The 22777-nt window shown below is 61.6% G+C and carries 19 protein-coding genes; 4 read left to right on the top strand and 15 right to left on the bottom strand.

Annotated features, from left to right (window positions below; genetic code table 11):
* Nucleotides 1–56: 56 nt before the first annotated feature.
* The 7 genes from CBW66_RS21300 to glnA form a co-directional block, all read right to left on the bottom strand.
* On the bottom strand, nucleotides 57–2747 hold the full coding sequence (locus CBW66_RS21300) for a TonB-dependent siderophore receptor (RefSeq protein ID WP_170932925.1): 2691 nt from the start codon (nucleotides 2745–2747) through the stop codon (nucleotides 57–59).
* A 440-nt stretch (nucleotides 2748–3187) separates the two neighbouring features.
* Complete coding sequence (locus tag CBW66_RS21295; protein WP_086137542.1) at nucleotides 3188–4561, bottom strand: GAF domain-containing sensor histidine kinase; 1374 nt, start codon at nucleotides 4559–4561, stop codon at nucleotides 3188–3190.
* A gap of 134 nt (nucleotides 4562–4695) precedes the next feature.
* Complete coding sequence (corA, locus tag CBW66_RS21290) at nucleotides 4696–5661, bottom strand: magnesium/cobalt transporter CorA (protein ID WP_086137541.1); 966 nt, start codon at nucleotides 5659–5661, stop codon at nucleotides 4696–4698.
* Nucleotides 5662–5805: 144 nt separating this feature from the next.
* Nucleotides 5806–7296: a nitrogen regulation protein NR(I) gene (gene ntrC, locus CBW66_RS21285; RefSeq protein WP_086137540.1), complete on the bottom strand. Its 1491-nt coding sequence runs from the start codon at nucleotides 7294–7296 to the stop codon at nucleotides 5806–5808.
* A gap of 48 nt (nucleotides 7297–7344) precedes the next feature.
* The gene (glnL, locus tag CBW66_RS21280) at nucleotides 7345–8433 is read right to left on the bottom strand and encodes a nitrogen regulation protein NR(II) (RefSeq protein WP_086137539.1); all 1089 of its coding nucleotides are present in this window, start codon (nucleotides 8431–8433) and stop codon (nucleotides 7345–7347) included.
* Nucleotides 8434–8438: 5 nt separating this feature from the next.
* Complete coding sequence (locus CBW66_RS21275) at nucleotides 8439–8915, bottom strand: DUF4124 domain-containing protein (RefSeq protein ID WP_086137643.1); 477 nt, start codon at nucleotides 8913–8915, stop codon at nucleotides 8439–8441.
* A gap of 183 nt (nucleotides 8916–9098) precedes the next feature.
* On the bottom strand, nucleotides 9099–10514 hold the full coding sequence (gene glnA / locus CBW66_RS21270; RefSeq protein ID WP_070219258.1) for a type I glutamate--ammonia ligase: 1416 nt from the start codon (nucleotides 10512–10514) through the stop codon (nucleotides 9099–9101).
* A 385-nt stretch (nucleotides 10515–10899) separates the two neighbouring features.
* On the opposite strand from glnA, the gene CBW66_RS21265 reads away from it, so the two are divergent.
* The 3 genes from CBW66_RS21265 (at nucleotide 10900) to CBW66_RS21255 (ending at nucleotide 12148) form a co-directional block, all read left to right on the top strand.
* Nucleotides 10900–11361 (top strand): rhodanese-like domain-containing protein, encoded by a 462-nt coding sequence (locus tag CBW66_RS21265; protein WP_086137538.1) that lies wholly within the window; start codon nucleotides 10900–10902, stop codon nucleotides 11359–11361.
* 155 nt (nucleotides 11362–11516) lie between these two features.
* Complete coding sequence (locus CBW66_RS21260) at nucleotides 11517–11867, top strand: type II toxin-antitoxin system RelE/ParE family toxin (RefSeq protein ID WP_086137537.1); 351 nt, start codon at nucleotides 11517–11519, stop codon at nucleotides 11865–11867.
* Nucleotides 11864–12148: an XRE family transcriptional regulator gene (locus CBW66_RS21255; RefSeq protein ID WP_086137536.1), complete on the top strand. Its 285-nt coding sequence runs from the start codon at nucleotides 11864–11866 to the stop codon at nucleotides 12146–12148. Before CBW66_RS21260 ends, CBW66_RS21255 begins: the two co-directional genes overlap by 4 nt.
* Before the next feature lie 13 nt (nucleotides 12149–12161).
* On the opposite strand, the gene CBW66_RS21250 is transcribed toward CBW66_RS21255, so the two are convergent.
* A complete protein-coding gene (locus CBW66_RS21250; RefSeq protein WP_086137642.1) occupies nucleotides 12162–13508 on the bottom strand; it encodes a TAXI family TRAP transporter solute-binding subunit in 1347 nt (448 codons plus the stop codon).
* 131 nt (nucleotides 13509–13639) lie between these two features.
* Here CBW66_RS21250 and CBW66_RS21245 point away from each other — a divergent pair, with 131 nt between their 5' ends.
* On the top strand, nucleotides 13640–14245 hold the full coding sequence (locus CBW66_RS21245; RefSeq protein ID WP_086137535.1) for a glutathione S-transferase family protein: 606 nt from the start codon (nucleotides 13640–13642) through the stop codon (nucleotides 14243–14245).
* On the opposite strand, the gene CBW66_RS21240 is transcribed toward CBW66_RS21245, so the two are convergent.
* The 7 genes from CBW66_RS21240 to CBW66_RS21210 form a co-directional block, all read right to left on the bottom strand.
* On the bottom strand, nucleotides 14242–14622 hold the full coding sequence (locus CBW66_RS21240) for a hypothetical protein (protein WP_086142933.1): 381 nt from the start codon (nucleotides 14620–14622) through the stop codon (nucleotides 14242–14244). The genes CBW66_RS21245 and CBW66_RS21240 overlap by 4 nt on opposite strands.
* 59 nt (nucleotides 14623–14681) lie before the next feature.
* Nucleotides 14682–17798, bottom strand: a complete 3117-nt coding sequence (locus CBW66_RS21235; protein WP_086137533.1) for a transglycosylase domain-containing protein — start codon at nucleotides 17796–17798, stop codon at nucleotides 14682–14684.
* Nucleotides 17799–18210: 412 nt separating this feature from the next.
* Complete coding sequence (locus CBW66_RS21230) at nucleotides 18211–18996, bottom strand: molybdopterin-binding protein (RefSeq protein ID WP_086137532.1); 786 nt, start codon at nucleotides 18994–18996, stop codon at nucleotides 18211–18213.
* Nucleotides 18997–19027: 31 nt separating this feature from the next.
* Nucleotides 19028–19855: an EI24 domain-containing protein gene (locus tag CBW66_RS21225; protein ID WP_086137531.1), complete on the bottom strand. Its 828-nt coding sequence runs from the start codon at nucleotides 19853–19855 to the stop codon at nucleotides 19028–19030.
* Nucleotides 19855–20895, bottom strand: a complete 1041-nt coding sequence (locus CBW66_RS21220; protein WP_086137530.1) for a sterol desaturase family protein — start codon at nucleotides 20893–20895, stop codon at nucleotides 19855–19857. The genes CBW66_RS21225 and CBW66_RS21220 overlap by 1 nt, the downstream gene beginning before the upstream one ends.
* Nucleotides 20892–21752 carry a polysaccharide deacetylase family protein gene (locus CBW66_RS21215; protein ID WP_230492030.1) on the bottom strand — a complete coding sequence of 287 codons (861 nt, stop codon included), beginning with the start codon at nucleotides 21750–21752 and terminating at the stop codon, nucleotides 20892–20894. The genes CBW66_RS21220 and CBW66_RS21215 overlap by 4 nt, the downstream gene beginning before the upstream one ends.
* Before the next feature lie 10 nt (nucleotides 21753–21762).
* Nucleotides 21763–22734 (bottom strand): cytochrome D1 domain-containing protein, encoded by a 972-nt coding sequence (locus tag CBW66_RS21210; protein WP_070312776.1) that lies wholly within the window; start codon nucleotides 22732–22734, stop codon nucleotides 21763–21765.
* Nucleotides 22735–22777 lie beyond the last annotated feature (43 nt).

Genomic DNA, 22777 nt, shown 5'->3' with positions numbered 1-22777 from the left:
CCATAAACAAAAAAACCGACACGCTGTGCCGGTTTTTTTACGCCTATCGGTATCCCTTAGAACTTGTACGAGGCATTCAGGTAACCCGTCCGGCCGCGCGGATCGTAGTAGCGGTCGTCATAGCCGAATTGCTGGCCGCGGTTCGCGCCGGACGTCGATGGCACGAATGGCGGGCTCTTGTCGGTCAGGTTCAGCACGCCGGCGGTGAGGACCCAGCTCTTGCTTGGTGTCCACACCGTTTGCCAGTCGAGCGTCGAATAGAAGCCGACACGCATGCGGATATCTTCCTGCCCCGTCACGGCGCCCGAAGCGTCAAGCACATCGACCGTCGTTTTCTGATCTTTGTAGCCGGACAGGAAGTTGACCGTCAGCGAATTGGCCCAGTTGCCCGTTTTCAAGGTATTCGTCCACTGGCCGCGCGTGCGGAAGGTAACGGTACCGAGCTCGGCGAAGTTACCCAGCGCAGAATAATACTTGCCGTTGCGTTCCAGCTGTATATCTTCGCGCAGCATCTGCGTCGCGTTCAGCTGCGAGGTGAACAGGCCGATACCGGAGCGGTAACGGGCGCTGACGTCGATATCGACACCGGTGGCGAACGACTTGCCCAGGTTCTGGTTGTCGGCAAGGAAGGCCAGATAGGTCTTGCCCGTGCCGACGTCCGTGTTGACGCTCCACGCTTTCGGATAGGCGGCGGGATTGGCGAACACCAGCTGCTCGGTCAGTTGGCCGAAGGAATCGCGGATCTGTACATGCCACAGGTCGGCGCCCAGGGTAATGGCGCTGATCGGCTCGTAGCGGAAGCCTATGGTTGCCTGTTTCGACTTTTCAGGCTGCAAGTTGCGATTGCCGCCTGCCAGCTGGTCGTACTGGTGGTTGCCTGGCTGGCATTGCGCATTGAGACGCGTGGCGATCGCCTGCAGTGCCGGCGTGCACGTGTACTTCTCGCTGGTGACGCCATAACCGCGCTGCAAGGCGTTAACTTGTGGCACTGTCGGCGCATGGAAACCATTGCCGACAGAGCCGCGGATCAGCAAGGTGGGCGCTGGCGTCCATTTAAAATTGGCCTTGGCCGTGGTAGCGCCGCCAAAGTCCGAGAACTCGTCGAAACGCAGGGCCGCGCCCAGTTCCAGCTCTTTCAGCACGGGCGCGATGACTTCGCCAAAAATGCCCTTCGAGGTGCGGCTGGCACTGTACGGCTTGCTGCTGGCCGCATCGCCGAAACGCTGGTCGCACTCCAAGCCGGTCGTGCCGCCGCACAAGGTACCCTTCACGGGGTCGGCCAGGATGCCTTGCGCAAACGGACTCGGTTTCGAGGAAAATTCCTCGCGGTTGATGTTCGCGCCCACGCCCAGCATCATTGCACCGCCCGCCAGGCGCCGCAGTTCCGTCGAACCGTTCAGGTTGATGGTTTGCAGGCGCGAGGTGCCGCCGTCCCAGTAACCGGTAAAGGTGGCGGCCTTGATGGCGTCCTGCGCCGCGGTGGACTGCTTGCCTGGTCCGACGAAGGGGTCGAGCAAACCGCTCGCGGTCAGGTTGCTGACGGCAATCGCGCCAGGATAACCAGAAATACTGCCTTTTACACGGCTTTCCGAGAAGTTATAGGATGCGTTGTAATCCCAGCCGGCAGCCACGCCGCGCGTGCCGACCACCACACTGGCGAAGTCCGCCGTATCCTTCGACGTGCGCTGGCCCATGTCGAACAGGCGATAAGCCGCCAGGCTGTCGCCAGTAATACCGATTGGCAACAAATACTTGTCGTGCAGCGGCGTCCGAGCGTCGATGGCGATCTCGCCCGGCACGGGGGCGATACGCGACGTTTGCTTGGTGCGCGACAGGAGCACGTCGGCATAGACCTCGTGGCCGGCGATCTTGAAGGTGCCCGACGCCATAAAATTGTCGCGCTTGCGTTCCGGATAGATTTCCAGGTCCTTGACGAAATCATAACCGCAGTAATCATTTAAGCGCGGGGTGCCGTCCAGGTCTTCATACGGTTCCAGCACGCGGAAAGTCTTGGCGGGACAGGAGCCAGTGGTTTTTTGATATGGACTGATCAGTTGGCCATTGTCATCGACGGCATTGGCGGGAATCGGGCTGACGGAAAACTGCTGTTTCTGATAGCGCTTGCCATTGGCCGAGAACTGCACCTGGCCCGTGCTGGCGAACTTGCGGTCGACGGAGGCGAGCTTGTCGCGCTCGTCGTGGCCAAACGTCAGCACCACGTTGTAGCCATCTTCGTCCAGGTTGCCAAAGCCCTTGGTGGCGCTGAGGCGTTTCTCACGCGCACCGTTTTTGGGTGCGGAGTAGCCGATGGACACGTCACCGATCGTCGTATCGTGCTTGGTAATGAAGTTGACCACGCCGGCGATGGCATCGGCACCGTACAGGGCGGAGGCGCCATCGGTCAGCAATTCCACACGTTCGATTGCCGAGATAGGGATCGAATTCAAGTCGAAGCCAGCGGCGAAACCGGTCAGCGTCTGGCCGCCGAACTGGGCCAGGCGCTTGCCGTTCAGCAAGACGAGCGTACGCGTCTCACCCACGTTATGCACGGAAATACCGGAGAAACCGAAGGTGCTGCCACCTACTGAAGAACTTTCCGTCGTGGCACCCTGGGCGGAAGACAGTTTCTTGACAAGATCGGTGACCGAGGTGGCGCCCGAGGTGCGGATGGCTTCGGCGGTCAGCACCGTGACAGGCAAGGCGCCTTCGGCAGCGATGCGCTTGATCGACGAGCCGGTCACTTCCACGCGCTGTATCTGCGCATCGGCCCCCTGCGCATCTTATGCCACTGCGGATTGCGAAGCGACGGACAAGGCCGCGGCCATGCCGCCGGCGCAGACAACGCGGACGGCACGAGAGATGACGGTTTCTTTAAGCATGGTAAACCCTTTTAAATGGTATTTTTATTAAGCAACGGATCAACTATCCGGACTGCAAACGTTCATTTCAAGGAATTGCACCGCAGGTTTCCGGGTGTGAAGTCCAGAAACGGCCACAGCGATGCTTGCATGGCATAAAGACAAGTACCGGCCAACTGAAAGTTAGCTAGACAACTACATAGAATCACAGGGATATTCTTGGTGTCAACAGAACTCACGACGTGTATGGCATGCATACAACATTGTGAAAATAAAAGAGGAGCCGGGAGTATGCATTTTCACCAAAAATGGCGCAAACGCAGGCAGCATCAGTGTGTCAGCGGCAAGCGGATATGAATGTGGCAGCCGGGCGTGGCATTGACGGCGCTGACCTGGCCACCCAGTTGCTGCACGATGGTATAAACAATATGCATGCCCAGGCCGGAGCCGCCCTGGCCCCGCTTGGTGGTGAAAAACGGTTCAAACATGTGTTCGCGCACGGCCGGCGCCAAGCCGATGCCGTCGTCGGAAAATTCCAGCAGCAGCCAGCGCAAGGCCGCGTCATCCTCGTCCGCCTCGATGCGCGCGCGGATGGTGATGCGCCCTGGCCCACCCTGCGGATAGCCATGGCGGGCGCTGTTCATCAGCAGGTTCGACAGGATTTGCGACAGCTTGCCGGCCGCCAGGCGCACCTGGCAATCGGGCGCGATATCGAGTTCCACGCCCAGTGCCGCCTTGCGCAGTTCCGGACTGTGCGCCGATACCAGGCCGTGCACGTAGTCGTGCAGTGCCAGGTCGGCCACGTACTCGCTGACCTGGTCCACGGCCAGCTGCTTGAAATTGCCGATCAGGTCAGCGGCGCGCGCAAGGTTGCGCTCGATCAATGCCGCCGCGCCTTTCAGGGATTCGGCAATGTCGATCAGTTCGGTGCGGCTGACCTTGGCGCCGCCCAGCAGCTGCACCAGCTGGTCGGCATAGCTGCCCATGCTTGACGCGGCCGTCAGCGCCACGCCGATGGGCGTGTTGACTTCATGCGACACGCCCGCCACCAGCGAACCGAGGGCCGCCATCTGCTCCTGCTCGATCAGGTTGGCCTGCGCCGCCAGCAGCGACTCGGTGCGCACGCGCACGATTTCTTCCAGCTGCTGCGTACGCTCCTGATGCTGCAGCTCGGCCGCGCCGCGGGCCGAGAAGATCGACAGCAGCAGCAGCGCCAGCAAGCGCTTGTTTTCATCGATGGGACGCGTGTCGATGGCCGACAGGATGCCCAGGGTCTTGCCATCGGTATCGATCAGCGGCATGCCGACATAGCTTTCCGCATGCATGTCGACGAGCAGGGTATCGAGTGGAAAGCGACGCTGGATATCGCTGCCGTGAAAACACATGCTCTGGCAGGTCACGTCCTGGCAAGGCGTGTGCCGCAGGCTGTATTCGATGTTCGGCTGGTAGCCGTCGCCGCCCCACAGGGCCAGGGTGCGGATGCCTTCGCTGCCATCGTCCATGTGGATCAGGCGCCCGGCAATCACATAGTGCACATCGAGCGCTTCGGCCAGGTCCTTGACGAGGATGCGCAGGAAGTCGTCGCCACGGGCGTGCGCCGTCGAGGCGGTGATCGAGCGCAGGGCCGCTTCCGCCAGGGTGCGCCGCTGCTCGGGATCGAACAGGGGTTCTTGCGAATTCACATCGAACAACGGAATACTCATGAATGCTCCTGCGCGGCACGGGAAGCGCAGGCAAAGCTGCCGGCGCGGCGATCCTCAGCAAAGGCCCGAGTCAACGGACTTGCCGCGATTGTACCCCTGGCTATTGTTTAATAATACAGATACACAGGAAATTTTTATAGCCAGCCGGAACGCTTGAACAAGTAATACATATAACCGCAGACACAGCTCATCACTGCAACGGCGGCCGGATAGCCATAATGCCAGTCCAGTTCCGGCATGAACTTGAAGTTCATGCCCCACACGCCGGCAAACGCCGTGAACACGGCAAAGATAGCGGCCCAGGCCGCCAACTGCTTGTTCACTTCGCTCTCGTCGATGGCCACCATCGACAGATTCACCTGGATGGCCGTGCTGATCGTATCGCGGATGGTGTCGAGCGTGCCGTTGATGCGCGCCAGATGGTCATGCACGTCGCGGAAATACTCCTGGGTATCGTGGCACAGCGGCGGCACGCGCCCGCCGTGCAGCTTGCCCACCGCTTCCATCAGGGGCGCCACCACGTGGCGCAAGACCATGACCTTGCGTTTCAATTGATACAGCCGTTCGATATTGTCGCGTTCGGTGCCACGGTCGAAGATGCGGTCCTCGATCAGTTCCAGCTCCGATTCGAGCGCGTCGAGCACGGGAAAGTAACGGTCGACGACCGCGTCCATCAGCGCATACAGCACGAAGGCCGAGCCCTGGCGCAGCAGATGCGGTTCGCGCTCGGCACGCGCGCGCACGCCGAGGAAACCTTGCGAGCTGTTGCTGCGCGACGAGAGCACATAGTTGGCGCCGACAAAAATGTCCACTTCGCCCAGCACCAGTTCGTTGTCGACCATTTCCACGGTTTTCACGACGGCAAACAGCGAGTCGCCATATTCCTCGATCTTCGGGCGCTGGTGACCGCGCTGCGCATCCTCGACGGCCAATTCGTGCAGACAAAACTCGTGCTGCATCTGTTTCAGCTCGGCCGGCGTGGCGTCGAGCAGGGCCACCCAGACGAAGCAGTCGGGCCGCTCGACGTAATCGCTGATGTCGTCGATCGGCAAGTCGGCCAGTTTTTTGCCATCCTGGTAGGCCACGCAGTTTATGAGCATACAGTTCCACAATCCAATAAAGACCGGACGAAACAGTCCGGCAGGCGCCAGCTTACCTGATTGCCTGCATTTCTTGTGGCTGTTGTGGCGTGCAAGGAACGTCAAGGGGACGCGGACGGAGCACAAGCTCCGTCCGGCAAGGCGTCAATCGTCTTTGGCGCCGTCGATGCCCAGTTCGGAGATCTTGCGGGTGATGGTATTGCGGCCGATGCCCAGGCGCACGGCGGCGTCATTCTTGCGCCCGTGCGTATGCTTGAGCGCCGTCTTGATCAGGGCCGACTCGAATTGCCGCCCCAGCACGGCCATGACTTCCTGCTGCCCCGCGCCCAGCATGCCGGCCGCCTGCAATTCCAGCAAGCCGATCCAGCCCGGCGGCGCGCCGTTGACGGGCGCGGCCGCTTCGAAGACCTGGCCGCCATGCGGATGGACAGCGGCTGCCGGCGCAGCCTCGCCCGCCGCCGCTGTGGCGGCGCCATCGCCCTGCCCCTGCGTCAATTCCAGCGGCAAGTCCTTGATTTCCACCGTCTGGCCCGGCGCCATGACGGTGATCCAGTTGCACAGGTTTTCCAGCTGGCGCACATTACCGGGCAAATCGAGGCTGCTCAGGAACTGCATCGTCGGCTCGCTCATGCGTTTGGCTTCCACGCCCAGCTGGCGCGCGCTTTGCACCAGGAAGTGGCGCACCAGGATGGGGATATCCTCGCGCCGCTCCCGCAAACTGGGCAGGCGCAGCCGGATCACGTTCAGCCGGTGATACAAGTCTTCACGGAACAGGCCGTCGCGCACGCGCTGCTCGAGGTTCTGGTGCGTGGCTGTAATGACGCGCACGTTGGCCTTCATCGGCTGATGGCCGCCGACGCGATAGAAATGGCCGTCGGACAGCACGCGCAGCAAGCGCGTCTGCAGGTCGAACGGCATGTCGCCGATTTCATCGAGGAACAAAGTGCCATTCTCGGCCTGCTCGAAGCGGCCCCGGCGCGTCGTCTGGGCGCCCGTAAACGCCCCACGCTCATGGCCGAACAGTTCGGACTCGAGCAAATCCTTCGGGATCGCCGCCGTGTTCAGGGCGATGAAAGGCTGCGCCGCGCGCGGGCTGTGCTTGTGCAGCGCGCGCGCCACGAGTTCCTTGCCGGAACCGGATTCGCCCGTGATGAGCACGGTCACATTCGATTGCGACAAACGGCCGATGGCGCGGAAGACTTCCTGCATGGCCGGCGCCTGGCCGAGGATTTCCGGCGTTTCCGACGGGCCCGATTCGACGCTGGTCTCGCGCAGGCTCTCTTCCAGCGCGCGGCGGATCAGCTCGACGGCCTTGTCGATGTCAAACGGCTTGGCCAGGTATTCGAAGGCGCCGCCCTGGAAGGCCGCGACGGCCGAATCGAGGTCGGAAAAGGCGGTAATAATGATGACTGGCAAGCCGGGAAAGCGCGACTTGACCGTCTGCAGCAATTCCAGGCCGGACGCGCCCGGCATGCGGATATCGGACACGAGCACTTGCGGCGTGTCAAATTCCAGTGCGGCGATGGCGTCGCGCGCATTGGCAAAACTCTTGGTGGCGAGATTTTCCCGCGCCAGGGCTTTTTCCAGCACCCAGCGGATTGATTCGTCGTCGTCAACTATCCAGATTGGCTTCATTAGTGTGTGCGTCCCGCAATGGATTTCATGAGTGGGATACTGCCTCGCTTATGGCAAGGGGAGAACGATCCTGAAATCGGTGTATCCAGGCCGGCTTTCGCACTCGATCACGCCCAGGTGCTGTTGCACGAAGGTTTGCGCCAAGGTCAGCCCCAGACCGCTGCCGCCTTCCCTGCCCGACACCAGCGGGTAGAAAATCCGGTCGCGGATCTGGGGTGCGATGCCCGGTCCATTGTCAATGATATGCAAGTCTAATGCCAGGTTGTAGCGAACCTTGGCCAGGGTCACCTGACGCGCCACGCGCGTCTTGAAAATCAGCTCCGCGTCGCCCGCCTCGATGCGCTCGGCCAGCGCTTGCGCCGCGTTATGTGCGATATTGAGGACGGTCTGTATCAATTGCTCCTTGTCGCCACGAAACTCGGGAATCGAGGCATCATAATCGCGCGAAATGGTCAGCCCGCTGGGAAATTCGGCCAGGATCAGGCTGCGCACCCGTTCGCACACTTCGTGGATATTCACGTCGCCGACGATATGCGGGCGGCGGTGCGGCGCCAGCAGGCGGTCGACCAGCGTCTGCAGCCGGTCCGCTTCCTTGATGATGACCTGTGTGTATTCGCGCAATTCGCTCAGGTGCAAGGCCGGCAATTCCAGCTCCAGCAGCTGGGCCGCGCCGCGGATGCCGCCCAGCGGGTTCTTGATTTCATGCGCCAGGTTGCGGATCAGCTCCTTGTTGACCTGGCTTTGGTCGAGGATGCGCTCCTCGCGGTCGAGCTTTAATTGCTGCACGTTCTCGCGCAGCTCGATCAGCACCCCGTCGCTTGGCGCGTCGAGCGCGCTGACGATGCTGTGCACGCGCAGCGGCTCGCGCCCCAGCCGTTCCAGGCTCAGGTCCTGGCGCAAGTCGGAGAATTTGTGTTCGAGCGCCTGCGCGCAGATGCCGGCCAGCTCGTCGGGATTGAGGAACAGCGCCGTCAGCTTTTGCCGCGACAGGGCTTTCAGCGAACTTTCCAGCAGGTTTTCCGCCGCCGCGTTGGCATAGCTGATGCGGCCGTCGCCGTCGAGCAGGATCACGGCTGAAGCGAGCAAATCAAGGCCGGCCAGATGGGCCGGGCGGCTGGGATGGTTGTCTAGTGTCATGTGCTTTACCGAATATTCGCGATCTCGCGTTTCAGGGCCTCGACGTTCTGCTGTGTCCGGCTAATGTTGTCCTTCAACTGCGCCACCCGTTCCTGGTATTTCGCGTAATTGCGCTCATTGCCCTGGCGCTCGGGCTGCCCGCCGTTGAATTCGAGGCGCTGCGCCGCCAGTTTCTGCTCTTCGCTGCGCAATTCGTCCTGCAGGATCTGGCGCCGGTCCAGGTCGCGCGCGCGCTGCTCGGCGCCATCGACCTTGGGAAACGCGCCGGCGGCAGGCGCCGGTGTCCCGGCAGCCTGCATGGCGGGCCGCGCGCCTGCCAGCGGTGCCGTCTTGCGGGGCGGCTCCGTCATGGCGCCCGGCAAATCGAGCAGCTGGCAATGCGCGCCAGCCCGCCTGTCCGTGTAGGTCTTGTGTCCTTGCGCATCGGCGCACACATACAACTGCCCGTGCGCCTGTGCCGCCGCGCCCAGCAATCCTGCCATCAGCGCCATTCTGTAATGCTTGGTCAATCTCCACTCCTGTCGGCACATGCCGCATCGTTCCTGGGCCGACTATACAACACCGCCCTGGCGCCGCATTGGGTACGGCAAAAAAAAACGCGGGCAAGACCATCGCCTCACCCGCGTTTTTTTATTCACTACCGGCACATTGCCGGCGTGGCGCCATTACAGCGAGTAGTACATGTCGAACTCGGCAGGATGCGTGGTCATGCGCATGCGCTGCACGTCCTGCATTTTCAGTTCCAGGTACGCGTCGATCATCGAATCGCTGAACACGCCGCCACGGGTCAGGAACTCGCGGTCCTTGTCCAGGGCTTCCAGTGCTTCTTCCAGCGAAGCGCACACGGTAGGGATCAGTGCGTCTTCTTCCGGCGGCAGATGGTACAGATCTTTCGAGGCGGCTTCGCCCGGATGGATCTTGTTGGCAACGCCGTCCAGGCCGGCCATCAGCAGTGCGGCGAAGCACAGGTACGGGTTCGCCAGTGGATCCGGGAAGCGCGCTTCGACGCGGCGGCCTTTTGGATTGGCCACGTGCGGGATACGGATCGAGGCGGAACGGTTTTTCGCCGAGTACGCCAGTTTCACCGGCGCTTCGTAGCCTGGTACCAGACGCTTGTACGAGTTGGTGCCCGGGTTGGTGATCGCGTTCAGTGCCTTGGCGTGCTTGATGATGCCGCCGATGTAGTACAGGGCGAAATCGGACAGGCCGGCATAGCCGTCGCCAGCGAACAGGTTTTTGCCATCTTTCCATACGGATTGATGCACGTGCATGCCCGAACCGTTGTCGCCAACGATAGGTTTCGGCATGAAGGTGGCGGTCTTGCCATAGCTGTGCGCCACGTTCCACACCACGTATTTCAGGTTTTGCGTCCAGTCGGCGCGCTCGACCAGGGTCGAGAACTTGGTGCCGATTTCATTCTGGCCGGCGCCGGCCACTTCGTGATGATGTACCTCAACCGGGATGCCCAGCGATTCCAGGATCAGGCACATTTCCGAACGCATGTCCTGGAAGCTGTCCACTGGTGGCACGGGGAAGTAGCCGCCCTTGACGGTAGGGCGGTGGCCGCTGTTGCCGCCTTCGATATCCTTGCCGGTCGACCACGAACCTTCGTCCGAACCGATCTTGACGAAGCAGCCCGACATGTCGATCTTCCAGCGTACGCTGTCGAAGATGAAGAATTCTGGCTCAGGGCCGAAGTAAGCGGTGTCGCCCATGCCCGACGATTTCAGGTAGGCTTCGGCGCGTTTCGCGATCGAGCGCGGGTCGCGGTCGTAGCCCTTGCCGTCCGACGGTTCGATCACGTCGCACTGCATGAACAGGGTCGTTTCTTCCATGAACGGGTCGATGTTGGCCGTGTTTGGATCCGGCAGCAAGATCATGTCGGACGCTTCAATGCCTTTCCAGCCAGCGATCGAAGAACCGTCAAAGGCGTGGCCCGACTCGAATTTGTCCATGTCGAAGTGCGACACGGGAACCGTCACGTGCTGCTCTTTACCACGGGTATCGGCAAAGCGGAAATCAACGAATTTGACTTCGTTTTCTTCTACCATCTTCAAGACTTCTGCGGCTGTCATTGCCATGCGTATCTCCTAAATGAATGTGGGGTGAGCCGACCTTAATGCGTCTGGGCTGATGAAGCGAAGCAAACATTGCGTGCCACCAAAACTCATAAGGATCATAGCAGATTCCATGCCAGCTTCTGGTGGGATGTAGGCGCCCAGGTCAAAACCCGGCCTTGCCAGTGAAAGTTTTCGTGCCCGCGATTTTCCTGCTGCGTTTGCGCTAAATCAAGAATGCACTATCCAAGTGCAAAAAACGAATAACGCACCATTATCGTGCATTTTGCGCCAGTTCTTGAGAAATGCCTCGTTGTGGTGCGTGCGTCGTACATCGTGGTTTCCCGTTTGCGGGGCGCGGACGGCGCACTATAATCGACCACACCTTCCCACTTTCATCGAGGACGCCATGACCACCACCGCCGACATCCTGACCACCGCCCGCAGCCGGGCCAATGAAGGAACACCGTATGCCGGCGCCGTCACGCCGCAGGAAGCGTATGAGCTGCTGCAGCGCGATCCCGCCGTCAAGCTCATCGATGTGCGCACGAACGCCGAGCGCGACTGGGTTGGCCGGGTCGACATCGCCGATACCCAGCATGGTGCGGTGCAATGGGCCACCTATCCGGGCGGCGTACCGAATCCCGATTTCCTCGCGCAACTGGCCGCCCAGGCCGGCAAGGACGAGGTGTTGCTGTTCCTGTGCCGCTCCGGCGTGCGCTCGCGCCATGCCGCCAAGCTGGCGACCGAACACGGCTATATCAACTGCTTCGACATCCTCGAAGGTTTTGAAGGCGACAAGGATGCGGACGGCCACCGCAAACAAATCGGCGGCTGGTGCAAGGCCGGACTGCCGTGGCTGGGCGCCTGAGCTGGGCGCCTGACTATCTGAACAGGGTTTGATCTGGCGGGCCACGCGGTGGCCCGCCATCGGCTACAACCATCCATGCGCTCCCGTTATTTTAACTGCGGTGCAGATTCTCCTTGCAGGTGGGTACCTTATATAGTACAACATAGGGGTGCGTCATGGATGCTTCCGGCTTGCGGCAGATTACCCTGCGGTTCTTTGCAAATGGCAATGGCGGCGAACCCGTGCGTGACTGGCTCAAGTCCTTGCCTATCGAAGAGCGCCATGTGATCGGGCAAGACCTCATGCATGCGCAATGGCGCTGGCCCGTCGGCATGCCCCTGTGCCGGCATCTCGGGCAAGGTTTATCAAAAATTCGCAGCAGCTTGCCCGGCAACCGCATTGCGCGCGTGCTGATCTGCCATCACGGCGATTGCCTGGTGGCGCTGCACGGCTTTATCAAGAAAACCCGGACCACGCCGGACGACGACCTGGCGCTGGCCCGCAAACGCCACAAGGAATTGACATGAACGCCACCGCGCCCCACCTCGGCAGCAGTCTCGACGACTTCCTCAAGGAAGAAGGCATCTTCGAGCAAACGCAAACCCGCGCCATCAAGGAAGTGATCGCCTGGCAACTGACGCAGGCGATGCAGGAGCAATCGCTGTCGAAGACGCGCATGGCGGCACTGCTGCAGACGAGCCGCTCGCAACTCGACCGCCTGCTCGACCCAGGCAGCGACGTGACGCTGTCCACGCTGGAACGGGCCGCCGCGTTGCTCGGACGCAAGCTGTCCGTCACCCTCGTTTAAGCGGGTTAAGCGCTCAGGCTGGTTCGCCTGCCTCTGGAGGCTCGCCCATCAGGGTCAATATACGCTTGCGCACAAAATTGATGTGGCTGCGCAAGCCATACAGGCCATCGGCAAACGACAGCGGTATCGATATCTGGTTGACCATCTCCTCGATCTGGTCGAGCCGCTTCAATTGCTCCGCATACACTTGCGCGCGCTGCGCTGGCGGCACATCTTCCAGCGCCTGCTCCACCGTGCGCAGCTGGCCATACCAGCGGTACACGCGCGAGCGGATGCGCCACACGTACAGGGGCGGCACCACGCGCGACAGGGGCAATATCAAGGCGCCGAGCGCCACCACCAGCACCCACATGCGGTCGAAGAAATTGGCCAGCCAGAAACTCATATAGCGTTGCAGCACGGGCGCGCCATCCTTGTAGAATTTCAGCGCTTCGGGCGCCACGGGAATTTCCGTGTAGCGGGCGGACGGGAACTGCCCCTGCTGCTGGAACCAGCCCGTGCCGCCATGGATGCGGGCCGCCGCCTGCACGAACAGGTCGACCAGGGCCGGATGCAGGTCTTCGCGCGCGACCAGGGTGGCGGTCGGCGCGATCAAATGATAATCCTGCGCCGGGATATTTTTGCCCAGGTCGACTATGCCGCGCGGCAAGACGACATGTGTGAGGAAAGGTAATCGTCGCGTGTAGGCCTCCGCTTGCGAAAAATCAAACAGCTTGATGCCCGGCGTTTGCAGCAGCATCTGGATCAGCGGCGCTTCCGGCGCCGAGCTGAACACGAGACCATCGATGCGCCCTTCCAGCAGCTCCACCGTGGCGGGCGTGTTTTGCAAGGCACTGACGGTCAGCTCGCTCGCTTCCACGCCGTTCACGGACAGCAATTGCCGGAACAGGCTGGGCACGCCCGTGCCTTCCGGCCCCAGGTTGATCTTCATGCCCTTCAATTGCGTCAGTTCCTTCACCTCCTTGTCTTCGCGCAGGAACAGCCACACGGGTTCCGTAAACAGGCTGCCCAGGGAAATCAAGCCATGGCGCTCGGCATCGGCGTGTTCCGTCGAACCGCTTTGCACGAAGGCGATATCGGTCTTGCCGTTATTCAGGCGCTGCAGGTTTTCCTGCGAACCCAGCGATGGCTGCAAGGTCACTTTGATGCCGTGCTTGGCCAGGGTGGCCGCGTATTTCTTGCCGAACTCTTCATACGCGCTATTGTCCTGTCCCGTCGACAAACTCACCTGGCGCGGCGGCGCCGGGTCGACCAGCCAGTAGGCGAGCGCGCAAAACGCGCCGACCAGCAACAAGGTGGGACCAGCGGTGGCGAGGAAATCGCGCACGGAAAAGCGGCTGAACGCGAGGATTTTGGACATGTGGTGGCGCATAGGTTTCATGGGTGGCTACGATGCCAAGAAAACCTCAACTATGCAAGGCACTTTCACATGCGCGGCGTGGCCAAATCCGCTACAGTGATGGATCGACCACCTGCCCTCTGGAGCCCCGCATGCTGAAAATTCTTGGAAAAGCCGCCTCGATCAATGTCCGCAAAGTCTTGTGGACCTGCGAGGAACTCGACCTGCCGTACGAGCGCGAAGACTGGGGCAGTGGCTTTAAAGCCACCGACGACCCGGCCTTCCTGGCCCTGAACCCGAACGCCATGGTGCCCGTGCTGGTTGACGGCGACCTGGTGCTGTGGGAATCGAACACGATCTGCCGCTACCTGTGCGCGCAGGCGGGCCGCGACGACTTGCTGCCAAGCACGGCCCGCGCCCGCGCGGAAGTGGAAAAATGGATGGATTGGCAAATGGGCGACCTGAACAACAGCTGGCGCTACGCCTTCATGTCGCTGGTGCGCCAGAGCCCCGCGCACCAGGATGCGGCGCAACTGGCGGCCGGCATCGCCGGATGGAACAAGATGATGGGCGTGCTGGAGCAACAACTGCAGCGCACGGGCGCCTATGTCTGCGGCGAAACGTTCACCTTGGCTGATATCGTGCTGGGCCTGTCCGTCAAGCGCTGGCTGATGGCGCCGATGCAACGTCCAGCGTATCCGGCCATTGCCGCCTATCACGCGCGCCTGGAAGACAAGACGGCCGCGTTTGCCGGCTAATCGAGTTCGATGGCCTCGACCGTGCCGCCGATGACATAGCAATCGCCATCGCGGCGCACCTCGTCCAGGGTCGCCGGATCGTCGTGCGTGTAGGTGCCGTCGACATCGACGCACCAGACGTCGCCGAAACGCAGCAGCTTCACGCCGCAGCAGATGCGGTTGATGAAGTTGCCCGGCGTCTTCATCATCAATTCCCGCACCTCGCCCACGGTGATGGCGACGTTGCGCCAGACATTGCCATCAAGCGCATGATTTCTTGCGTACAAAACGATGCGCACGGCCTGCACGCCGCCGGGCTGATACCGCTGCTCAATCGACACAAGCGCGCCATCGTCAAAGCGGTGATATTGCTGAAAAATCTGCTGCGTCTTTTCCAATTGCACTCCCTCAAAAAAAAACCGGCCCGTGAAGGCCGGCTTTCATGTGCCACAACACCTTAATTCGTGCACTGTTTCGCCACGCCCTCGGCCGGTGCGGGCGGCTCGATCAGCGGCATCAAACTCGGCGCCAGCGACACCAGCAGTTGCACCGGCAAGGCGCTAGTGAAATCATAGTTTTTCGATTCCGGCCCGCGCACATACGCCGTCATGCTGCCATAGAAGCGCTCGCCGATATTGAACACGAAGGTGGCCGAACGGTTCACATAGCGCGACTCGATCAGGCGGCCGCCGGCGCCATACACGTCGAAACGCTGGTCGCCCGTCCCGGTTTTGCCGCCCATCGGGATCGGCACGCCGTCGGCGCCGACAAACGCCGTCTTCGCCCGTTTCGCCGTGCCGTCCGACACCACTTCGCGGATGGCCTTGGCCACCGCTTTCGCCACGTCCGGCGACAACACTTGCTCGGCTTCCACTTTCGTGCCCCGCTTGACCAGGGTGTCGTACGGCGTGTTGGCGGCGAAATGCATGGAATCGATGCGCACGCTCGGCTTGCGCACGCCATCGTTGATGATGATGCCCATCAATTCGGCCAGCGCGGCGGGCCGGTCAGCCGACGCGCCCAGGGTGGTCGCATACGACGGCACCAGCGAGTCGAACGGATAGCCCATTTTCTTCCACTGGCGGTGGATTTCCAGGAAGCCTTCCACTTCCAGCAAGTTGGCGATGCGGCGGTCCTGCGCATGCTTGCGGTGCGTGTTGAACAGCCATTTATACACTTCCTGGCGTTCCTTTTCGCTGGCCGCCACCATCTGCGTCAGGGTGGAACCTTCGTGCTGACGCAGGTATGCCACCATCCACAATTCCAAGGGATGCACATTGGCAAGATAGCCGCGGTCGGCCAGCGACCAGTTTTCCATCGCGTACTGCTGGTACATCTTGGCGATGCGCTCGGGCGGCACTTCGTTTTGCGACGGCAAGTTGGCATTGAGGAAATCGCCGAATTCCGCCACCGTGCCCTTGGGATTGATGGTGCGGAAGATATTCGCCAGACGCACGGGCGTCGGGCGGATGCTGGCCAATAAAATCTTTTCCTGCTCGTCGACGCTCTTGCCGCGGTACTTCTGGTAGAAACGGTGCAGGAATTCGCGCCCTTCCTTGTCGGCAAAGCGGCTCAGGTATTGCGCGCGGCGCGGATCGTCCGCGTCCGCCAGCAGCGAGGCCGAGGAATCGGGGCGCGAGAACATGTAGTAGCGGGCCACGTCGCGCATCAGGCGCACGAAGACCAGGTTGGTCGACTGGCGCAACGCCTGCTGCACCGTCATGATGCGGCTGTCGTCGAGCTTGGAGAAGTTGCCGAAATGGTGCAAACCGCCGCCCGTGAAGAAGCCTTCGCCCGGGTTGCCCGAATATTTGCGTTCCATGGCGGCCGCCAGCATGGCCGGCAGGTTGCGCGCCTCGCCCAGCGGCAGCGGTTTCAGATAGGCAATCGCCCACTGCGACAGCATGTCCTTCGGATCGACGGCAATCTTGCCCAGCTCGGCCGCGCCCATGCCGCTGTAGCGCTGGTGCAGCTGGTCGATGATGTCCAGATACGTGACCAGGGTGCGCAGCTTGGCCGTGGAACCCAAGTCCAGCTTGGCGCCCTCGTTGATGTCGAGCGGCTGGTCGAAGTTATCCGTTTGCACGCGCAGCAAGTTGGCCTGCTCGCCCTTTTGCAGCAAGGTAAAACTGTAGACCACGTTGGCCGGGTCGCCATTGCCCAGCATGCCCTTGCCCGTCAGGCCGGCCGCTTTCGCCACTTCCGGGTCGCGCAGCTCGCGCAAGACCTTGGTGACGGCGTTTTGCGCCTGCGCATCGAGCGTGCTGACCACTTTCAGGTCCAGGCGGTCGAGGTTGTACAAGCGCGGATCGCCGAGCATGGTGGCCAGGTGGTTGCGCACGGCATTCGACGCCTTGCGCGTGACGAACGAGGTCGATGCTTCCGATTGCACGCCGGACGCCGTCGACGGACGCAGCTTCTCGGCGATGGCCGCATCGCGCAGCTGCGGCGAAATCACGCCCGCCTGCGCCAGCAGGCGCAGATGGCTGTTGGTCAGCACTTCCAGGTCGGCGCCGCCGGCCACCAGATAATGGGAAGGACGACGCTGTGCGATCAGCAGGCTCAGCGCCTGCTTGTAGGCCAGCGCGCTGCCTGGCTGGTCCATTTTTCCGCTAAGCAAGGTTTTCACTTCGGCAAACGGACGGCCATACCAGACCCACATGCCGTCGCCGATGCCGTTGACTTCGCCAAAGCCGCTCTTTGCCGACAGCGGCACGGTGTTCAGGTAATTGACGACGATCTTGCGCCGCGCTTCCATGGTGTTTTCGCCATCCTGGTAGGAGCGCAGGCTGGCCGAAATCATCTGCAGCAATTTATCTTGCATGGAACTGGTGCGCCCGTCTTCCGAATGCCGGTATTTTTCGATCTGCGTGGCCAGCGTGCTGCCGCCGCCACCGCGGTGGCCGCCGAACAGGTTCAGCGCCTTGTCGAGGATCGCCTTGCTCAGGCGGTCCCATTCCACGGCCGGGTTACGCTGGGGCGTGCCCGGGTCGAGCAATTCGCGGTTTTCGATGAACAGCAGGCTTTGCACGAGCGCGGGCGGCGCTTCGGCAAAACCGTCGAACATGCGCTCGGGATAGCTGGCCGCGAACAACGGTGCGGCACGGCAATCAAGAATGGACAGGCCAGCGCGATTTTTCTCGTGATACGTGGCAAAGATGCCGCGATCGACCAGTTGCACCATTTTCGGCGACATGCGCGCCTGCGCCGTGACGGCATAGTCGCGCGCATTCAGCTTGCCAATAAAATCGGGCAGGCTGGCATAGCCGAGCCGCTCGTCATACGGGCCGTGCTGCGGATAGCGGATGGCGCCCGCAGGCGCCGGGCCAGGCTCGACCTTGTACGTCAGCTGGCGGTCCAGGCGCGTGAAGAATTCGGCCTGCAGGGCCGAGGTGCGCACTTCGCGCATGACGAACCAGGCCACGCCGGCGATCAGCGCCAGCACGATGATGGCAAAGATCGGCCAGATGCGCGAGCGGCGCTTCTTCGGCGGACTCGCCGGCGGCGGCGCCTCGGGCGCTGGATCAGAGGGGGGCCGCTCTTGCGCGGCCAGATTGACGCCTGTGTCTTTCATGGGATGCTGGGGTAAGGTTGGTTTTGGACGGCGCGGAAAAGGCGGCAGCGATGCCGCTCCGCGCAGGATAAGACGAGGGCCGGCAAGAGCCGGTCACAACAAAGCTTGCTTAACATGATGTCCATACCGGTGAATCAAAAAAACACGCTACTGCACAGGCAGGCGACCCCGCGCGCGACACGCAAGGCCCCTGTTCACCATTCCACCACATCGGCATGAGAACGACTGACGAGCGCACACAAAAATCTTGCTTCATTGAAGATTTTCGCAAAAAAACAACGTCTTGGAATGTACGCTTGCGTACTAAGAGCCTATCCCAGTAGATGAATATATCCCCTGCTGGGATAGGCTCCAAGATGCACGGCGGGCTGGACGCCAGCGAAAATGCCGCTGGCGCCGGGCTGGCGGCATGTCAGATGGTGGTGTATTCCGCCTGCAAGGTATCGAGGGCGGCGCACATCTCGGCAAAGGCGGTTGCCGCCTGCGCGGGCTCGCCCTTGACGCCCAGTTCGATATGCCGGCGCGTCTGCGCATCGCCCACGCTGGGCAGACTGAACACCTTGATTAACGGAAACTCCGCTTCCAGGCGCACCATCAGCGGCGTCAGCAGCGATTCGGCCGTTTCGTACACGAGCAAGGCATGTTCCGCATGCGGCACCTGGTTGAACAGATGGGCGTAATGCGTGTCAAGCACCCACTCGATCATGGGCCAGGACATGACGGGAAAGCCGGGCACGAAATAATGCTCGCGCACGGCAAAGCCGGCGATCTTGTTGTACGGATTCGGTATCAGCTCGGCGCCTTCGACAAATTCCGCCATTTTCAGGCGGTGCAGGTTTTCCGGCGAGTTCAAATCGGCAGGCACGCCCGCCTCCTCGCCCATTTCCGTGATCCGTTGCTCGATATTGAGCTTGCCCTGCGGATGCAGCACCAGCGGCAAGCCCAGCGCATCGGCCGCCGCCTGGCGCGTATGGTCGTCGGGCGTGGCGCCGATGCCGCCAAAGCTGAAGACGATGTCGCCGCTGGCAAAGCTGCGCTTGAGCAAGGCGACCAGGCGGGCCGGCTCGTCGCCCACATATTCCGCCCAGCTCAGCTGCAAGCCGCGCTGCTTGAGCATTTGCACCACTTTCGGGAAATGCTGGTCCGTACGCTTGCCCGACAGGATTTCGTCGCCGATGATGATCAATCCGATAGCCATGAAGCTCCCTCGTAGAATGCAATAAAAATGGTCAGGCGTCCGCCGGCGCCACGTCGGTCATGCCGCGTACGCCCCGCAAACGCGCCAATGCTTCCAGGCAGTAATACTGGAACCACAGACCCGTAAAGATAAAGATCAGCACATACAGCCAGATGGCGAACGCCGCCAGGAAGGGGAAGAACACCACCGACATCACGCCGCCCATCCACAGCATGCCCGGCACGGCGCCGGCCGCGCCGGAGACCATGCCGATGGCCAGCAGCGGCCAGCGCTGCGTGCGCATGATGGCGTGGCGCTCGTCCGCGCTGGCATAGTCGGCCATGGCGTCATACGCCATCACGCGGTAGGTCAGCCAGCCCCACAGCACGGCTTGCCCCGCCAATGCGGCCGGCGGAAACGCGTACAGGGGCAGCATGAGCACCCATACGATGATGAACAGCAAGAATGTGGCCAGCGAAGTGGCGACGCTGCCCAGCAGACTGCCGCCATGCTTCTTGTCCAGCTGCGGAAAGTGCCGCCCGCCGATATGGCGGCCGATGGCCGGCATGGCGAACAGGCCCATGAAGATCAGCGCCGTCAAGATCATCAGCGGCAGCAGCATGAACATGGCGATCAGGGGCACGATGACGGCTTTCAGCACGCCCAGGCCGAAGGTAGCCAGCACCTGGCCGCTGGTACGGAAGAAGTCATATTGCGTAAACAGCGCATGCAGGCTGTCGATCAGCGGCTGCAGGCCCACATACAGCAGCGCGCCCCACAGGATCAGCGACAGGATGAACGGCGCTATGCTGAGCAGCAATATCCTGCCGTGCAATTGCGACAGGAAAGCACGGCCATACGAATTCAACACATTGCGCATCAACGGCGTCCTTTTCGTTTAAATCTTGCAAATTCCACCATGCGGCGCAGGCCCAGCCATTGCTGCTGCCAGAAGCCGCGGCCATAGTTGCGTCCGGGCCGGCCCACGCCCTGGCTGTCGATGCGGGCCAGCTGGTCGCGCACGCCCGTGCGCGCATAAGCGGCCGAGAAATTCGCGGTGCCCAGCAGCATATCCCAAATCGGCAACACTACGCCGAAGTTGCAGCCACCCATGCTGCCCTTGCCTTTCGACTCGTGCCCTACGCCGATCGCGTGATGCGTGCGGTGGAAACGGGGCGAGATCAGCAGCCGCTCGCCGATGCGGCCGAAGTGTATCCTCACATTCGCATGCTGCAAGCTTTGCAGAATGCGCGAAATCGACACCAGCAGCACGTACTGGCCCGGCGGCACGCCGATGCCGAGCGCCACCAGCGCCATCACCACATCGCGCAAAAAGTCGTCGAGCAAGTGATTACGGTCATCGCTCCACAAGTTCATGTTTTGCTGGCTGTGATGCAGGCTGTGCAAGCCCCACCACCAGCCGAAATGGTGCGAGGCCCGGTGGTAGCAATAGTCGACGAAGTCCAGTACCACAAAATAAATGATAAAACTGAGCAAGGGCGTGATGCCGGGCAACAGCGATTCCAGGTTCAAGGGATGAATATTGTCAAAACGCAAGGCGCCCGCCAAGGCATCCATCAGCGGATCGAGCGTGAAGAAGACCAGCACGGAAAACAGGCCGACGCGGTGCAGCACCGTGTAGATGAAGTCGTTCCAGCGGGCGCGCGGGTCGGTGATCTTTTGCGCGGGAATCAAGGCTTCGAGCGGGCGCAGCACGAGAAACAGCAGCACCAGTTCGCACAGGCCGATCAGCAGCCATTCCGTGCCCTCGAACGCTTCTTCCGTGAATTCGCCAAAGCCCAGGTGATAGACGAGCGGATTGACGATGGTCTGGAACAGCCAGCCTTGCGCCACGCCAAAGGCGTCGACCACGGCGTCGATGACGGGGGTGACGAAGCTGACGATGTCGGCGGCGATCATGGCTGGCCCTTCTTCTGCGCGTAGTCAGGATGCGCGCGCAGGGTGGCAAAACAGAAACCCTTGTCTTGCAGGCCGGAAATCAAGGCGTCCAGGTTGGCGGGCGCCCACGGCTCCTTGCGCGACCAGATGCCCATGTGTGCAATGAAGATATCGCCGCTGCGCAAGTTCGCCAGGGCTTTTTTCAGCAGCATGGCGTTTGGATACTTGTCGCTCGGCAGTTCATCGCCGGAATACCCGGCCGGCGCCCAGCCCGCGTGCTGGTAGCCGCAGGCGCTGCCGGCCGCCAGGGTGCGCGGCGACGTGTAGCCGCCCGGCGCGCGCCAGAACGGGTCGAGCTTGCGCCCAGTCAGTTCCTGGAAGCGCGTATCGACACGGCGCAATTCTTCGCAAAACTGTTTATCGGTGAAGGAGGCCAGCTTGCCGCCATCCTTGCCGAACTGAGGCTTGACCTGGATCAAGCCATTGGCCAGATCCTTCTTCCAATACACGTGGTCAAACGTATGCGTGCCGAATGCATGGCCTTCGGCGACCCGGGCTTTCCAATATGGCGCCCAGGACGGATCGAGCGAATAGTCGCCACGCGTGGTTTTTTCATTCGCCAGGAAGAAGGTGGCCTTCACACGGCGCTTGTTCAGCACGTCGGCGATCAGTTGCGCTTGCGACTGGCTGCCCGTGTCGAACGTCATGTAGATCGTACCCTTGCAGGCGGCCGGAGCGGCGGGGGCCGACGATGCGGCCGGGGCGGCCGGGGCAACAGCTGCGGCAGCAGGCGTGGCAGCCTGCGCGGGCGATGCCATGGCGCTGGCGCACAACAGCATGGCGGGCATGTGGCCCGCGAAAGTGAAGCGTTTCGTCATCACACCACCATCACATGCGCGGCGAGTGCGTGGCGAAATACACGCCATGGGGCGAGCGGCCCACCGGTATCGTCTTGATGACCTTGCGCGTCGTCAGATCGATCACGGCCACTTTCTTGATCCAGCGCAGGGTGACCCACATGGTCTTGCCATCGGGCGTGATTTCCATGCAATCGGGGCCACCGGGCACATTGATGGTGCCCACGTTTTCCAGCGTTTGCTGGTCGATGATGTTGATCGTGTTCGACACGCGGTTCGAGACAAACGTCATGCGGTTGTCGCCGAGCGCGCGGAAGTTATGCGTGCCGGCACCCGCCTTGATGCGCTTGACGGTCTTTTGCGTGCGCCAGTCGATGACTTCCACGTAATCGCTGCCCATGATGCCGACCAGCAAATGTTTGCCATCAGGCGTCATCGTGATGCCGGCCGGCGCCGGGCCGACAGGCATGGTCCACTTCACCGTCTGCGTGGCCAGGTCGATGGCACTGACCTGGTTGCTGCCCTGCTGCGTGATGAAGGCCATGGTGCTGTCGGCCGTGAAGGCCATGTGGCTGGGCAACTTCGGCAGCGCGATGCGCTTGGCCAGGGTCAGGTTCTTGCCGTCGTAGCGGTACAGGTCGATGCGGTCCAGGCGCAGCGAGTTCGAGATGAACCACTTCTGGTCCGGCGAAAAGCCGATCTGGTACGGGTCGAGGATGTTGCTGATGCGGCGCTGGATCTGGCCCGACACGGGATCGAGGAAAATCAGCTCGTTGCCGACGGAACTGGCGACGATCAGCGACTTGCCGTCCGGCGTCTCCATCAGATGGTGCGGTTCCTTGCCGACGGCAAAGGTGGACAGGGGGGCGTAGGTTTTCTGGTCCAGCAGTTGCACCGTAGCATCACGGGAATTGAGTACCACCACCACTTCGGCTTGCGCCGTCGATATTGCGGAAACCAGGCACAGCGAGGAAAAAACAAGGCGGCGTAGACTGCGGAACATGGAAGAAATCACTGTTAAATACAAAACATGCATTTTACGTGGA

Origin of the sequence: Janthinobacterium sp. GW456P, assembly GCF_002127655.1 — a bacterium.
In the GTDB taxonomy this organism is placed as follows: Bacteria; Pseudomonadota; Gammaproteobacteria; order Burkholderiales; family Burkholderiaceae_D; genus Janthinobacterium.
This window is presented reverse-complemented; position numbering and strand designations above follow the sequence as displayed.

Coding starts and splice junctions, on each gene's coding strand:
- CBW66_RS21235 (WP_086137533.1), bottom strand. CDS start 17,798: ATGAAAGACACAGGCGTCAATCTGGCCGCGCAAGAGCGGCCCCCCTCT.
- CBW66_RS21250 (WP_086137642.1), bottom strand. CDS start 13,508: ATGTCCAAAATCCTCGCGTTCAGCCGCTTTTCCGTGCGCGATTTCCTC.
- CBW66_RS21245 (WP_086137535.1), top strand. CDS start 13,640: ATGCTGAAAATTCTTGGAAAAGCCGCCTCGATCAATGTCCGCAAAGTC.
- CBW66_RS21225 (WP_086137531.1), bottom strand. CDS start 19,855: ATGCGCAATGTGTTGAATTCGTATGGCCGTGCTTTCCTGTCGCAATTG.
- CBW66_RS21255 (WP_086137536.1), top strand. CDS start 11,864: ATGAACGCCACCGCGCCCCACCTCGGCAGCAGTCTCGACGACTTCCTC.
- CBW66_RS21210 (WP_070312776.1), bottom strand. CDS start 22,734: ATGTTCCGCAGTCTACGCCGCCTTGTTTTTTCCTCGCTGTGCCTGGTT.
- CBW66_RS21275 (WP_086137643.1), bottom strand. CDS start 8,915: ATGGCAGGATTGCTGGGCGCGGCGGCACAGGCGCACGGGCAGTTGTAT.
- CBW66_RS21265 (WP_086137538.1), top strand. CDS start 10,900: ATGACCACCACCGCCGACATCCTGACCACCGCCCGCAGCCGGGCCAAT.
- glnL (WP_086137539.1), bottom strand. CDS start 8,433: ATGACACTAGACAACCATCCCAGCCGCCCGGCCCATCTGGCCGGCCTT.
- CBW66_RS21220 (WP_086137530.1), bottom strand. CDS start 20,895: ATGATCGCCGCCGACATCGTCAGCTTCGTCACCCCCGTCATCGACGCC.
- CBW66_RS21230 (WP_086137532.1), bottom strand. CDS start 18,996: ATGGCTATCGGATTGATCATCATCGGCGACGAAATCCTGTCGGGCAAG.
- CBW66_RS21295 (WP_086137542.1), bottom strand. CDS start 4,561: ATGAGTATTCCGTTGTTCGATGTGAATTCGCAAGAACCCCTGTTCGAT.
- ntrC (WP_086137540.1), bottom strand. CDS start 7,296: ATGAAGCCAATCTGGATAGTTGACGACGACGAATCAATCCGCTGGGTG.
- glnA (WP_070219258.1), bottom strand. CDS start 10,514: ATGGCAATGACAGCCGCAGAAGTCTTGAAGATGGTAGAAGAAAACGAA.
- corA (WP_086137541.1), bottom strand. CDS start 5,661: ATGCTCATAAACTGCGTGGCCTACCAGGATGGCAAAAAACTGGCCGAC.
- CBW66_RS21215 (WP_230492030.1), bottom strand. CDS start 21,752: ATGACGAAACGCTTCACTTTCGCGGGCCACATGCCCGCCATGCTGTTG.
- CBW66_RS21260 (WP_086137537.1), top strand. CDS start 11,517: ATGGATGCTTCCGGCTTGCGGCAGATTACCCTGCGGTTCTTTGCAAAT.